General features: G+C 68.0%; 12 protein-coding genes. 2 read left to right on the top strand and 10 right to left on the bottom strand.

From position 1 onward, the window contains the following. The first annotated feature begins 227 nt into the window (after positions 1-227). The gene (locus BOSE125_RS14110; RefSeq protein WP_159553530.1) at positions 228-1,379 is read left to right on the top strand and encodes a ScyD/ScyE family protein; all 1,152 of its coding nucleotides are present in this window, start codon (positions 228-230) and stop codon (positions 1,377-1,379) included. A 70-nt stretch (positions 1,380-1,449) separates the two neighbouring features. On the opposite strand, the gene BOSE125_RS14105 is transcribed toward BOSE125_RS14110, so the two are convergent. From BOSE125_RS14105 to dnaB, 4 genes are all read right to left on the bottom strand, one after another. Then, a complete protein-coding gene (locus BOSE125_RS14105; protein WP_159553528.1) occupies positions 1,450-3,474 on the bottom strand; it encodes an FAD-dependent oxidoreductase in 2,025 nt (674 codons plus the stop codon). A gap of 87 nt (positions 3,475-3,561) precedes the next feature. Then, complete coding sequence (locus BOSE125_RS14100; protein ID WP_159553526.1) at positions 3,562-4,263, bottom strand: hypothetical protein; 702 nt, start codon at positions 4,261-4,263, stop codon at positions 3,562-3,564. A 66-nt stretch (positions 4,264-4,329) separates the two neighbouring features. Further along, a complete protein-coding gene (locus BOSE125_RS14095; RefSeq protein ID WP_159553524.1) occupies positions 4,330-5,076 on the bottom strand; it encodes a M50 family metallopeptidase in 747 nt (248 codons plus the stop codon). Between the two features lie 49 nt (positions 5,077-5,125). Then, positions 5,126-6,523 carry a replicative DNA helicase gene (gene dnaB / locus BOSE125_RS14090; RefSeq protein ID WP_371300600.1) on the bottom strand — a complete coding sequence of 466 codons (1,398 nt, stop codon included), beginning with the start codon at positions 6,521-6,523 and terminating at the stop codon, positions 5,126-5,128. Positions 6,524-7,128: 605 nt separating this feature from the next. Here dnaB and BOSE125_RS14085 point away from each other — a divergent pair. Beyond that, positions 7,129-7,569 (top strand): DUF1801 domain-containing protein, encoded by a 441-nt coding sequence (locus BOSE125_RS14085; RefSeq protein ID WP_159553522.1) that lies wholly within the window; start codon positions 7,129-7,131, stop codon positions 7,567-7,569. A gap of 172 nt (positions 7,570-7,741) precedes the next feature. Here BOSE125_RS14085 and rplI read toward each other — a convergent pair whose 3' ends face one another. The 6 genes from rplI to BOSE125_RS14055 form a co-directional block, all read right to left on the bottom strand. Next, a complete protein-coding gene (gene rplI, locus BOSE125_RS14080; protein ID WP_159553520.1) occupies positions 7,742-8,206 on the bottom strand; it encodes a 50S ribosomal protein L9 in 465 nt (154 codons plus the stop codon). 31 nt (positions 8,207-8,237) lie between these two features. Then, positions 8,238-8,477 carry a 30S ribosomal protein S18 gene (gene rpsR, locus BOSE125_RS14075; RefSeq protein ID WP_010144869.1) on the bottom strand — a complete coding sequence of 80 codons (240 nt, stop codon included), beginning with the start codon at positions 8,475-8,477 and terminating at the stop codon, positions 8,238-8,240. A gap of 201 nt (positions 8,478-8,678) precedes the next feature. After that, positions 8,679-9,257, bottom strand: coding sequence for a single-stranded DNA-binding protein (locus BOSE125_RS14070; RefSeq protein ID WP_159553518.1), 579 nt, complete (start codon positions 9,255-9,257; stop codon positions 8,679-8,681). Between the two features lie 88 nt (positions 9,258-9,345). Beyond that, positions 9,346-9,660 (bottom strand): 30S ribosomal protein S6, encoded by a 315-nt coding sequence (gene rpsF, locus BOSE125_RS14065; RefSeq protein WP_159553516.1) that lies wholly within the window; start codon positions 9,658-9,660, stop codon positions 9,346-9,348. 255 nt (positions 9,661-9,915) lie between these two features. Continuing rightward, the gene (locus BOSE125_RS14060) at positions 9,916-11,376 is read right to left on the bottom strand and encodes a M18 family aminopeptidase (RefSeq protein WP_159553514.1); all 1,461 of its coding nucleotides are present in this window, start codon (positions 11,374-11,376) and stop codon (positions 9,916-9,918) included. A gap of 4 nt (positions 11,377-11,380) precedes the next feature. Further along, entirely contained in the window at positions 11,381-12,982 is a 1,602-nt protein-coding gene (locus BOSE125_RS14055; RefSeq protein ID WP_236558026.1) for a glycosyltransferase family 87 protein, read from the bottom strand. Positions 12,983-13,117 lie beyond the last annotated feature (135 nt).

The following is a 13,117-nucleotide window of genomic DNA, read 5'->3' as shown; positions in this document are numbered from 1 at the left end:
TTTCGAGAGCTTGACATCACCTGACATGGGCCGTCGCTGCCGCCGCAGCATCTCGGTCCGGCGGCAGTCTTTTGAGCGGTGGCCGGGGATGGACCGGCCTGCCGTCCCGGCCATACTCTCCTGCTGTTCCCGCGCGCCGAAGGCCTCCCCCGGCTCCGCGCCCGGGTACTGGCCCGTCCCGCCCGGGACGGTCCACTGGCAGCCGTTTCACCCTTCGGAGGATCTCCATGCGCACGCCCCGTGCGGCAGCCGCGGCCAGTTGTCTGGCCCTTGCCGTCACCCTCATCGCAGCACCCGCCCAGGCTCATTCGACCACCCCATCCGCCCCGGAGACCGTGGCGCAAGGACTTGTCGGCCCCCTGTCCGTTGCAGCCGGCCACCACGGATCGGCCTACGTCACCCAGAGCTTCGCGGGAACCCTGTCCAAGGTCAGCAGGCGGGGGACCGTCACCACCGTCCACCAGATGCGGCCTCCCGTCAGCGAAGAGCTGGGCAACGAGCTGGTCGGCATCGACGTGTCGAAGGGCTCCACCTTCCATATCGAGTCCGACTACGGCCGTGGTCCCACCAGCCATCTCGTCAAGACCTCCGAGCGCGGAAAGCGAACGGTGGTCAGTGGAGACTTCATGGCCTACGAGAACCGCAACAACCCCGATCGTCGGAAGACGTACGGGCTGCGCGGACTGGACGCCACTTGTGCCGCCGAGGTGGCGGTGCTCGAGGAGGCCACCGGTCTGCCCCTCAATCGGTACCGGGGCATCGTGGAGTCCCACGCCTACCAACTCGATGTCCACGGGAACACCGCCTATGTGGCGGACGCCGCGGCGAACGCGATCCTCAAGGTGGACCTGAAGAGTCGGCGCATCTCCACGGTGGCCGTGCTTCCCGCCACCACCATCACGATGACAGCGGAGCTGAAGGCCGGCTTCGATGCTCAGCTGGGTGCTCCGGATTCGGGCTTGGCCCTGCCGGACTGCGTCGTCGGGGCGGACTACACCGTCGAACCGGTGCCCACGGACGTGCGGGTCGGACGGGACGGGAACCTCTACGTCTCCACACTCCAGGGCAGTGCCGGTGAGATGATGCCGATCAGCACGGTGTACCGGGTCAATCCGTGGTCAGGGAAGGCCCGGGCCGTGGCCACCGGCATGCATGGCACCACCGGTCTGGACGTGGACCGGAACGGGGACATCGTGGTGGCCGAGATGTTCGGCGGGGAGGTCTCCGTCATCAAGAGGGGCAGTTCGTCGGCCAAGACCCTCTTCACAGCAGAGTCACCCGCCGATGTGGCCTTCGGCGGCTCCACGCTCTACGCCACCACGGGAACGTTCGGCAATGGTTCCCTGGTGACGTACGAACGGAAGGGGGGCCGCGGTTGACCGTCCTCGTCGGGACTGGCCCTGCGGACACGAGACCGCAGGGCCGGCACCGGGGATCCTTTCCTGGCCGTCACCCGAACGGGATTTCACCGCGCAGCGAATCCAGGTCCCTGACCGGTTCGAGCCCCGTCCTCTCGATGAGCTTCCGGGCCGGTTTCACCGAGTCCCAGACGTTCCACAGCAGCACGCCGCGCACCGCGCCGATCTGGTCGACGTAGTAGACCACACCGGTGGAGTGGTCCGGTTGGCCGCCCTCTCCCACGGCCCAGTCCTCGACCGTCCGGTGGCGGGTGTCGACCTCGCCGACGGCCTCATAGCCGAAGTCGAACAGGTCGGACCAGAAGAACGGGGTGGTGCGGTAGGGCCGGTGCGCTCCGGCCATGTTCCGTCCGGCCACCGTGCCCATGGTCTCGGCCGCGGCGGCATGCTCCACGCGGCGGACTCCCAGCAGCCGGTCCGGGTAGCGCGCCACATCTCCCGCCGCGTAGATGCTGTGCGCCCCGGTCCGCAGGTGATCGTCCACCAGGATCCCGTCGTCCACCGCGAGGCCGGCGGCCCGGGCCAGTTCGGTGCGCGGGGACACCCCCACCCCGACGACGGCCGCGTCCGCCGCGATCTCGGTCCCGTCCTCGAGGCGGACGGTCACGCCCTTGCGCCGGGTGGTGCCGCCGGCGAGCCGGCCGACCACCAGTTCGACACCGCGGTCGCTGAACTCCCGGGTGACCGTGTGGGCCAATGACTCGGGGAACAGGTGGGCCAGCAGCGGAACGGAGGTGACCACGAAGGTCACCCGGACCCCGTTCTGGGTCAGCACGGCCGCGAGTTCGGTGCCGATGTACCCGCCGCCCACCACGACCACGTGCGCCCCGGCCCGGGCGAGCTCCCGCAGCCGCCGGTAGTCGTCCACGGTCCGGTAGTAGAGGATCCGCGCGCCGGGTTCGAGCCCGGTCAGGCGGGGTGCGGCCCCGGTGGCCAGCAGCAGCTTGCCGTAGCGGACACGCTGCCCGCCGCCGAGGGTGAGGGAGCGGTCATCCGGGATCAGGGACGCCACCGTGGTGCCGAGGTGTAGCTCGGTGTTCCCGTCCGGGGCCTTCGCCGCACCGGGCGCCTCCGAGAGCATGAGCGATTCCTCAAGGCTGGCGTCCTCCTTCAGCCACAACGTCTTGGAGAGGTCCGGCCGGTAGACCGGGGCGGAGGGGTCCTCGCCGAACACACCGATGCTCCCGGCCTGGTCCTCGGCCCGGATGCCGACGATGGCCTTGGCGGCCGCCATCCCGGCACCGACGATCACGTAGTCGTAGGCCTCCCGGACGGCGTGCGGCCGGGTGCCGGCCAGCCACTGCTCCAGCGTGACCTCATCCACCAGCCCGTCCTCCGGGATGAGACCGCCCGAGGCGATGGCCCGGCCGAACAGGGGCGCCTCCAGGATCCTCTTCGGACTCTTGCCGCCGAGGGAACCCCGCGCTGTCAGCATCCTCCGGGCCACCTCGGCCGCCGTGGAGACCTCCGGTCCGCGGATGGCCACCTCCCGCACCTCGTACCCTGTCCGTCCGTCTGGCTTCCGGGCTACCTCGTCCGCCACCAGCCGGGCCACGGAGGCTGCGGCGACGGGCGCCATGCGCATCGTCGGGAGGACGGCGACCGGGCCCAGAGTGGTCCGCTGGAGGATGGTGGGGACCAGCTCGAACCACTGCGTCGAATGGATGATGGTCACGGGCAGCCCCGAGGAACGGTAGGCGTGCTCCTGCGCTGCCTTGCCCCGGTAGTACCCGTACGCCTTGTTCACGGCCGGATCGGCCGCCCCCGCGATCGAGACGCAGACCAGCCGCCCGACGCCGGCCCGGCGGGCCGCCGCGCAGACGTTCCCGGCCGTCGTCGTGAAGTATTCGATGGCCGTGGCGGCGCTCAGGGTCTCCCGGTTCAGCGCATCCACCACGGCGTCCGCGCCGGCGAGTGCCGCCTCGAGTCCCTCGCCCGTCACCGCGTCCACCCCGGAACTGCGGCTGGCGGCCATGACCTCATGGCCGAACTCGCGCAGGCGCGCGGTGATGAGTGTTCCGATGGTTCCGGTGGCCCCGAGCACGACGACCTTCATGGTCCGCATGGTAGGTGGGTGGGCCCCTCGGATGTCAGGTTCCGTCGACGTGCCGGGCTCACCCTGGCGTCCGACCGGGCGCGTCCGTCAGGAGAGCTGGCCGAAGTGGTCCGGGAACTCCCGGGCGAAGTCGAACGCCGAGGGACCGTAGACGCTCCGGTAGTGTTCCAGCCACGCCGGGATCAGCCACACCCGCTGCAGGAATTGCCAGTGCTGGGGCTGGCGGACCAGTGCCCAGGTCGCGAACAGCAGCTCGGCCAGGTCCGAATCCAGCATGAAATTGCGCTGACCCTCGGGCGTGACCCCCAGCATCACCAGCCGGCCGGGCTCGACCATCTGGCATTCGAGCAGGTCATCCCAGCCCCACCACAGGAGCCCCGCAGCGGTCCTCAGGTAGAACCCGTATTGATTCACGAACACGGCTCCCTGGTCGAACGGACGCCAGTCCGCCTGGGCCATCCGTTGGGCGTCCGCGCGGCGCCGTGAGTTGCCGATGGCCCGTCCGAGGGCAGCCCCGGCGGTCAGGGCCAGGCCGAACCGGCCGGTGGCCAGGAAGACGCCGCTGTTGTGGACGTAGCTGCCGTCCCCTCCCGATCCATAGACGGCGCGGCGAAACGGGGCACTGGCGATGATCCGGTTCTCCGGGAAGGTTCCGGCGACGGCGAAGTCCACCGGGACGGGGTGGATCTGGTCGAACTCCCCGTGGGCATAGGCGTGCATCACCTGGGCCGTCCTCAGCAGCATCTGATCCCGGGCAGTCCAGGGCTCTCCCGGTGCGTAGGTCCCCATGAGTCCACATTAACGGCCATCCGTGCCACCGATGGCTCTATCCACAGGCGGTGAGGCCAGACGCCGCTACGACGGGACGGGCCACAGCATCCATCCGCCGGCCACCAGGCATCCCACGCAGACGATCCAGAACACACCGATCCACACGGCGGCCGGGACGCGGGTCAGGCGGGACAGCTGGTCGACGTCGCTGGCCAGAGCGGCCGTGGCACCGCTGCGGCCACCGGTCACTCGGCGCACCCGGCGCCGCTGCCGCTGCAGCTCCACGACGGATCGGGGGGCTGCCAGGAGCAGGGAGAAGACCACCAGATGCGCGGCGGCCACCAAGACGACTGTCGAGGCCAGCCAGGACAACGCCCCCACGGCCACGCCGGTCGCCAGCACCACCCACAGCCCGTAGAGGTTGCGGATCATCAGCAGCATCAGCGCGCAGGTCAGGACCAGCAGCCACAACCATCCGGCGGCATAGCCGGCACCCACGAGCCAGGCGCCCGCCAGCCCCACGAGCGCGGGGGCCGGATAGCCGGCCGCCAGGGTCAGCACCATCCCGGGCCCACGCGGCCTGCCGCGGGACAGGGTCACGCCGGACGTGTCGGAATGCAGCCGGATGCCACTGAGTCGGCGGCCGGCGAGCACGGCCACCAACGCGTGCCCGGCCTCGTGCACCAGGGTCACCACGTGCCGCACCACGCGGTAGCCGGGCGGGGTCCAGGCCAACACCAGCGCGACGCCGGCCATCGCCAGCGCGATCGGCCAGTCCAGGGGTGCGTGGGTAGCGGTGGCCCGCGCCCAGAGATCCGCCATGAGTTCCATCAGCAGGTCCCTCAGCCGCGCGAGTGGCTCGGAGGCGCCGTGGGCACCGTCAGAACCCGCCGGCGTCGGGCGCCATGTTGGAGAACCGTGAGTAGTGGCCCTGGAAGCCGAGCACGATGGTCTTGGTGGGGCCGTTACGGTGCTTGGCCACGATCAGGTCCGCCTCGCCCGCACGGGGCGACTCCTTGTCATAGATGTCCTCGCGGTGCAGCAGGATGACCATGTCCGCGTCCTGCTCGATCGAGCCCGATTCACGCAGATCGGACACCTGCGGCTTCTTGTCCGTGCGCTGCTCGGAACCACGGTTCAGCTGGGACAGGGCGATCACCGGGACGTCGAGCTCCTTCGCCAGCAGCTTCAGGGCACGGGAGAACTCGGCGACCTCCTGCTGGCGTGACTCGACCTTCTTGCCGGAGCTCATCAGCTGCAGGTAGTCCAGGATCACGAGCTTCAGGTCGTGCTTCTGCTTCAGGCGGCGGCATTTGGCACGGATCTCCATCATGGACATGTTCGGGGAGTCGTCGATGAAGAAGGGGGAGTCATTGAGCCGTCCGACGGTGGCGGCGATCTTGGACCACTGCTCGTCCCGGATGGTGCCCTTGCGCAGATCCTGCAACGCGATGGTGGCCTCGGCCGAGAGCAGGCGCATCGCGATCTCGTTCTTACCCATCTCGAGCGAGAAGAACACGGAGGTCATGTTGTTCTTGATGGCGGCGGCACGCGCGAAGTCCAGGGCGAGCGTGGACTTACCGACGGCGGGGCGGGCTGCGATGACGATCATCTGGCCGCCGTGCAGACCCTGGGTCAATTCGTCGAACTCATAGAAGCCGGTGGGGACACCGGTCATCCCCTCGCCTTGGGACCCTGCGGCCTCGATCTCGTCCACCGTGTGCTCGAGGATCCCGGACAGTGCCACGTAGTCCTCGGACTGACGGGTCTCGGCGACCTTGTAGATCTCCGCCTGAGCCTCGTTGACGATCTCCTCGACCTCGCCGTCCTGGCCGTAACCCATCTGGACGATCTTGGTGCCGGCCTGGACCAGGCGGCGGAGTACGCCCTTCTCGCGGACGATCTCGGCGTAGAAGCCGGCGTTGGCGGCGGTGGGGACCGACTGGATGAGTTCGTGGAGGACAGCCGGGCCGCCGATGCGGGAGAGTTCCTGCCGCTTGTTGAGCAGGTCTGCCACCGTGACGGCATCTGCGGGCTCACCGCGGCCGTAGAGGTCGATGACCGCCTCATAGATCATCTCGTGGGCCGGCTTGTAGAAGTCGTTGCCCCGCAACAGTTCGACGACGTCCGCGATGGCGTCCTTGGAGAGCATCATGCCCCCGAGCACGGACTGCTCGGCCACCAGATCCTGCGGTGGAAGAAGATGGGCCCGCGAGCCGCCGGCGCCGTCGGTGGAATCAAAATCCTCTGATGCCAAGTACTCGATTCCCTTTCCCATACCGGACGGCCCGGCAAACTCCTCGCGGTGCGAATTTCCCCAGAGGAATCCGCCGCATCGGTTACCCCGAAGCGGCGGATTCCGCAGACGATGTCGTGCCGGATGTGCGCCGTGAACCCCAGCCAATACCCGGCTCCGCCTGAAGGGGATACCACGTGACACTACTCGTCGGTCGTCCCTCCCTCAACCAGGTAATCCACACGTCCTGTGGATAACGTGTGGATTCAGCGGCGTGTTGTGTGCACAGCGTGGGGACAACTCCGGGGATTAGCCTGTGCATTCCACGCTATTAGCGGTCTGACAAGGGCGTTTATGTACTGAAGGCTGTGGATAGAAAAGAATTTGCTTGGGGATTACGTGTGGTGATCTAGCACCATAGGCCGCATCGTTGCAACCTGGAGACCGTGCTCTTCAGAGTTATCCACAGCTTGTCCACATGGTTTGTACCCGTGGTTGTATGCTCCGACACCGCTCGTTCCGGCCACCCGGGGAAGCTGTGGCCGTCCGCGTTGTCACATCCGTCACGCCTGGTTCGCACTCAGCCCCTATCGGTCTCCCGGTGCTTTCACATTCCCTCCCGCTGTAGGGACTGGAATGATAGGCGCATGGCCCGCTACGAGAACAAGACGAAACCCACGCGGACTCCCGTCGAGGAGTTCATCGCGCAGGTGGAGCACCCCGTCCGCCGTGCCGATGCCGAGGTCTTGGACGAGATGTTCCGACGCGTCACCGGAGAGGATCCCGTCATGTGGGGTCCGACCATGGTCGGATACGGCAGCTACCACTACGAGTACGAGTCGGGGCACCGCGGAGATGCCCTCGCCGTCGGCTTCGCCCCGCGGAAGGCCAGCCAGTCCCTGTACGGACTCCTCGTGCAACCGGAGGCTCCCGAGCTGCTGTCCAAGCTCGGCAAGCACAAGGTCGGTAAGGGGTGCCTCTACGTCAACACACTGGCGGACGTGGACCTTGAGGTCCTGGAGGAACTCATCCAGACGGGCTACCGCCACATGACGGAGATCGTCGACCAGCCCCGTACCGAGGGCTGACGTCAAGCCGGACGCCGCGCGAGAAGCGGCAACGTTGCTTAAAGGCCGCGGCCGGTCGGTTCCCGGGGGATCCGACCGGCCACGGCCCTGAGGACCAAGGTCGACTAGAGAGTCAGTCCTTCAGTCACTTCTGGAGTTGTTTCTGCAGTTACTCCTGCAGTTACTTCTTCAGTTACTTCTTCTTTGTCTTGGCTCCGACGACGTCCAGGTCGATCACGGCCAGGACATCCTCGTGCAGACGTGCGTGAGCCTGGAACCGGCCGGTCGCCTTGATGGCGGACGGCAGGGTCACGACGCGCTTGTCGATGCTGCCGCGGCCTGCGGCCTCGACGGCGTCAGCCACGTCGGCGGCCTTGACGGCGCCGAACAGGCGGCCGCCCTCACCGGCAGTGACCTCGAGCTTGACCGCGGACGCCTGGAGCTGTGCAGCCAGGGCCTGGGCCTCCTCGAGGGACTTCACGGCGCGGATCTGGCGGGCCGTCTTGATCGACTCGACCTGCTTCGCCCCGCCCTTGGTCCACAGGGTCGCGAAACCGCGCGGCAGCAGGTAATTGCGGGCGTAGCCGTTCTTGACGTCGACGACGTCACCGGCGGAGCCCAGGCCAGTCACTTCCTGGGTCAGAATGAGCTTTGCCATCTGGTATCTGTTCCTTCCTCGACTCGGTCGATCAGCCGCGGCCAGCGCCGGAGTAAGGAAGCAGGGCAACCTCACGGGCGTTCTTGATGGCCTGGGCGATCTTGCGCTGCTCCTGCACGGTCACGCCGGTCACGCGACGCGCGCGGATCTTGCCGCGGTCGGAGATGAACTTGCGCAGCAGTGCAACGTCCTTGTAGTCGATGACGGTGATGTCAGCGGCCTTCAGGGGGTTGGACTTTGGTTTGGGCTTACGGATTTCAGCCTTCGCCATCGTGGTGCTCCTTCGATATTCGGGAGCCCGCAGAACGGTTCTGCGGGATGGGATCGCAGGTGGCTCGCCACCTGCAGTGCCGAGCGGGAAACGGTTCCCGACGGCGTCCGGCCTGTCAGCGCCCGAGGGCACCGGAGGCCGGTGGCGGGTCTGGTGGACACCAGTCCCTGGATGATGCGGTGTGGGGTGGAGGACCCGGGATCAGAACGGAGGTTCGTCGTTGCCCGGCGTCTCCCAGGATCCGGCAGAGGTGGAGGAACCACCCCACGGATCGCTCTGCTGGCCGGCTCCGGCGCCCCAGCCGGCGTTGCCGCCGCCCTGGCCACCGGGGTTGCCCCCCTGGTTGAAGCCGCCGCCACCCTGGGCGCCGCCGAAGCCACCACCGGAGTTGCCACCGAAGCCGCCACCGCCGGAGCGGTTGGACTTGGTGACCTTGGCTGTGGCGTAGCGCAGCGAGGGACCGACCTCATCAACGTCCAGCTCGTACGACGTACGCTTCTCGCCCTCACGGGTTTCGTAGCTCCGGGCCTTCAGCCGGCCCTGGGCGACCACGCGGGTGCCCTTGGTCAGCGATTCGGCCACGTTCTCCGCCGCCTCGCGCCAGATCGACGCGCGGAGGAACAGGGTCTCCCCGTCCTTCCACTCGTTGGACTGGCGGTCGAACGTCCGGGGGGTGGAGGCGATGGTGAAGTTCGCCACGGCAGCACCCGAGGGGGTGAACCGCAGTTCCGGGTCGGACGTCAGGTTTCCAACAACGGTGATGACGGTTTCTCCGGCCATGATGCCTCCTGTAGTGCCTTACGTCCGAGCCGTTCGGCGGTGATATCGGCGTGGGTGTGCGGCTTCCCGAGGGATGCCAACACGGAAATTACTCTGCGGTCTCCGTGGAGATCTTCTGCTCTTCAGGGCGAGTGATCTTCGTGCGGAGGATGGTCTCATTCAGACCCAGCAGTCGGTCCAGCTCCTTGGAGGTCTCCGGGGAGCTGGTGAAGTTGATGACCGCGTAGATGGCCTCAGCCTTCTTCTGGATCTCGTAGGACAGGCGACGCCGGCCCCAGAGATCGAACTTGTCCACGGAGCCGCCGTCCTTGGTGACGACCTCCAGGTACTTCTGCAGGGTCGGTTCAACGGTGCGCTCATCCACTTCGGGATCAACCAGCACCATCAGTTCATATGCACGCATGCGAACCCACCTCCTTTGGGCTGACGGTCACGGTACTTCCGTAACAGGAGGTTCTGTGCGATGGATCTGCGCGGAGTCCGTCATGGGACGGCACGCAGAAAACCTTGGCTATCCTACCCTGTGCCCGCGCTGGCCGCGAACCGGAATCGAAGCGGATCCATCCCAGTCTCACCCGCTTCGGCCCGCGCGCACCACTCCCGGACGCTGTGCTGTGGACAACGCACCGCACACCCGCCCACGGTGCAGTGGTGCGGATCAGACACCCTCGTAGAAGGCGGTGACGGCCGCGGCGAGTCTCGCCGGGTCCTCAGTGCCGCACATCTCACGGGCCGAGTGCATGGACAACAGCCCGATGCCCACGTCCACGGTGCGGATGCCCAGCCGGGTCGCGGAGATCGGACCGATCGTGGAACCGCACGGCACGCCGTTGTTGGACACGAACTCCTGGAACGGCACCCCGGCCACCCCGCACCAGCGGGCGAAGGCGGCAGCCCCGGCGGCATCGGTGGAATAGCGCTGGTTGGCGTTGATCTTCAGCAGTGGACCGCCGTTGGCCCGGGGATGGTTCACCGGGTCATGCCGTTCGGCATAGTTCGGGTGGACCAGGTGCCCGGCATCTGCAGAGAGCAGCCAGGAGCCCGCGAACGATCGTGCGGTCCCCTGGCCAGAGACGCCGAGGGCGTCCAGCACCCGGCGCAGCACGTCCTCCAGCACGGGACCGGCAGCCCCGGAGCGGGACGCGGAGCCGAGCTCCTCGTGGTCGAAGGCGGCCAGCACCGGGATCACGGGTGCCCCGGCGGATTCACCGGCCACGCCGTCAGCCACCACACCCCCCGTGTTTTCACTCGACTTGGTGTGAGTGTCTCCGTCCGGCACCCACCCCGAGTCGACTGAGAGTGAGCCGGGGAGCGCATTGGAGGTGCTCAGGGACTCCATCGCCACCAGCCCGGCGTGGACGGAGGACAGGTTGTCCAGTCGTCCGGAGGCGAAGAGCTCGCCCGAGGCCCCGAACACTCCGGGCGCCTGGGTATCGGCCATCACGACGTCGAAGCCGGCCACCTCGTCAGCGTCCAGTCCGGCGGTGCCCGCCAGGACGGCCAGGATGTCGGTCGGCAGGTCCGCGGTCCGTCCACCGGCGTCTCCCACCGGCACGGCACCCCAGACCGGATTCAGGTGCTGCTGCCGGTCCAGCTTCAAGCCGCTGTTGACCTCGCGGTCCAGGTGGATGGCCAGTTGCGGGAACCGGGCGATCGGACCGGTGCGGACCAGGTGTTCCCGTCCGTCCACGGTCACCATGCGGCCGGCGAAGCACAGTTCACGGTCCAGCCAGGAGTTCAGCAGGGGGCCGCCGTAGACCTCGACTCCGGCCTGCAGCCAGCCCTCTCGAGACATGGACGGCTTCGGCTTGAGCTTGAAGGTCGGCGAATCGGTGTGCGCGCCGAGGATCCGGAACACCGGGGTGGCGGGGATGTGGCCGGCGTCGGGAATCCTCCAGGCCATCACCGCACCGTCCCGGACCAGCACGTACCCGCCGGGCTCCGCCGGGAAGTCCACTGCCTCGTCCACGCGGACGTATCCGGCGGCCTCCAGCCGCCGGGCCACCTCGGCGGCGGCGTGGTAGCTCGAGGGGCTGGCCATCACGAAGTCGGACAGGTCCTGCAGGTACTCCGCCAGGTCCAGGGTCGGTCGGGGTGAGTCGGTGTCCGGTGCGGTCATGGCCCTACCGTACTTCGGCGTGGGCCTTGAGCAGCCAGGGGGCCCGGTCGGGAGCATCGTCGTACAGCCCTCCCAAGGGATCGTCCACGGGAAGCCTGCGGGCCTCGGAGGGGTCGAAGCCGAGCGATTCCAGCCGGGCGGCGGACGCCACGTGTCCCTGGCCCGCATTGCCGGTGCGCCAGATCCGCCCGCCGGGCAGGGACGCGCGCACCGGATCCTCCCAGGGATTCAGCATCTGCTCCACCACCCGGAACATCAGGTAGACGGTGGCGGCCATGTGGCCGAGGATCGCCAGCACGTAGAAGGTGTCGTCCAAGGAGTGCTGGACCTCGGAACCGGAGGCGCCCTTCGCCAGGTACATCCAGATGGCCCAGAAGTGCAGGACCTCGAGGAACTGCCAGATCAGGAAGTCGCGCCAGCGCGGGGCGGCGAGCGCCGCCAGGGGAATGAGCCAGATGACGAACTGAGGGGAGTACACCTTGTTGCACAGCACGAACCCGGCCACGATCAGGAAGACCAGGTGGGCCACCCGGGGCCGGTAGCGGCACCGCACGCCCAGGGCGAAGATGGCACAGCAGCAGGCGAAGAAGGCCCCGTAGGCCAGCAGGGACAGCTGCTCGGCGTTGATGGTCGGTCCGCCGATCTTGCCCATGGTGACGTCCCACGCATGCCAGATCGAGCTCAGCCCCGGGCCACGCTCCCCGGAGAAGGTGAAGAACACGCTCCACGCCTGGGCGTTGCCGATCATCATCGGCAGGTTGACCACCAGCCAGGCCCCCACGGTTCCCAGTGCGGCCCAGAGGAACGGCGCCCACTTCAGCGAGCGGACCGCCAGGATGAGCAACGCCCCCAGGATCAGCAACGGGTAGAGCTTCATGGCGGCGCCCAGGCCGAAGAAGATCCCGGCCAGCAGGGGCCTCCGGCCGCCGAACAGCCACATCCCCACCGCCAGCAGCGCGACCGCCCAGAGATCCCAGTTCACGGAGCCCGCCAGGATGATTCCCGGGGCCACGGCCACCATGAGCGCGTCCCAGGGCCGCCGTCCGGCGGATTTGGCCGTGACCACCACCGTGACGATCCACAGCACCGCGGTGAACACGAAGTTCACGTCCCAGTAGGCCAACGAGGGGTTGAGCTCCGAGAACGGCAGCATCTGGGAGACCACCGCCGCGATCGAGGCCACCACGGACATCAGCACCGGGTACTCGAAGCTCGCCCCCGCGGCAAAGGGGGCGAAGGGGTCCTCGGCGAAGCCGCGGCCGCCGTAGAGGGCGGACCAGTCCGAGTAGCAGCCGGCGTAGTACACGGTGGGCTGACCCCACCCGTTCAGGCGGCAGGGGGACTTCAGCAGCACGGCGACGATCGCCGAGAGGGTGGTCAGCAGGATCATGACCCGCATGGGGGTGAAGAACGTGCCCGTCATCCGCCCGGGGACGGTGTGCCTGCCGGCCGGTCCACCGAGCAGCTCGCGCATCCTGCGCACCAGCCCGTCCGTGCGGGACGGGACGGAGGCCGGAAGCGGGCGGCCGGCGTCGTGACCTCCGGGAAAGGTGGACGAGGAGGCCCCGGCCTTCCGCGGGCCGGGGGCCGGGGTGCGCAGGCTCATGGGCTCCATCCTACGGAGAGCAGGAACGGCCGGGAGCCGAGGACGGGAATAGCGAGGATCCCGGCGCGGTTGGACACGATGCCGTCCGCAGGCGTCATCCGGCGTAAAGTGGATGGGGTTGTGCCGCGCCCATTC

The sequence above is a fragment of the Citricoccus sp. K5 genome (genome assembly GCF_902506195.1).
GTDB lineage: Bacteria > Actinomycetota > Actinomycetes > Actinomycetales > Micrococcaceae > Citricoccus.
The sequence above is the reverse complement of the archived record's forward strand: the minus strand, read 5'-3'. Positions and strand labels throughout refer to the sequence as shown.

Excerpts from the sequence above, each read along its gene's own strand:
- BOSE125_RS14110 (WP_159553530.1), top strand. The coding sequence starts at position 228 with ATGCGCACGCCCCGTGCGGCAGCCGCGGCCAGTTGTCTGGCCCTTGCC.
- BOSE125_RS14105 (WP_159553528.1), bottom strand. The coding sequence starts at position 3,474 with ATGAAGGTCGTCGTGCTCGGGGCCACCGGAACCATCGGAACACTCATC.
- BOSE125_RS14100 (WP_159553526.1), bottom strand. The coding sequence starts at position 4,263 with ATGGGGACCTACGCACCGGGAGAGCCCTGGACTGCCCGGGATCAGATG.
- BOSE125_RS14095 (WP_159553524.1), bottom strand. The coding sequence starts at position 5,076 with ATGGAACTCATGGCGGATCTCTGGGCGCGGGCCACCGCTACCCACGCA.
- dnaB (WP_371300600.1), bottom strand. The coding sequence starts at position 6,523 with ATGGGAAAGGGAATCGAGTACTTGGCATCAGAGGATTTTGATTCCACC.
- BOSE125_RS14085 (WP_159553522.1), top strand. The coding sequence starts at position 7,129 with ATGGCCCGCTACGAGAACAAGACGAAACCCACGCGGACTCCCGTCGAG.
- rplI (WP_159553520.1), bottom strand. The coding sequence starts at position 8,206 with ATGGCAAAGCTCATTCTGACCCAGGAAGTGACTGGCCTGGGCTCCGCC.
- rpsR (WP_010144869.1), bottom strand. The coding sequence starts at position 8,477 with ATGGCGAAGGCTGAAATCCGTAAGCCCAAACCAAAGTCCAACCCCCTG.
- BOSE125_RS14070 (WP_159553518.1), bottom strand. The coding sequence starts at position 9,257 with ATGGCCGGAGAAACCGTCATCACCGTTGTTGGAAACCTGACGTCCGAC.
- rpsF (WP_159553516.1), bottom strand. The coding sequence starts at position 9,660 with ATGCGTGCATATGAACTGATGGTGCTGGTTGATCCCGAAGTGGATGAG.
- BOSE125_RS14060 (WP_159553514.1), bottom strand. The coding sequence starts at position 11,376 with ATGACCGCACCGGACACCGACTCACCCCGACCGACCCTGGACCTGGCG.
- BOSE125_RS14055 (WP_236558026.1), bottom strand. The coding sequence starts at position 12,982 with ATGAGCCTGCGCACCCCGGCCCCCGGCCCGCGGAAGGCCGGGGCCTCC.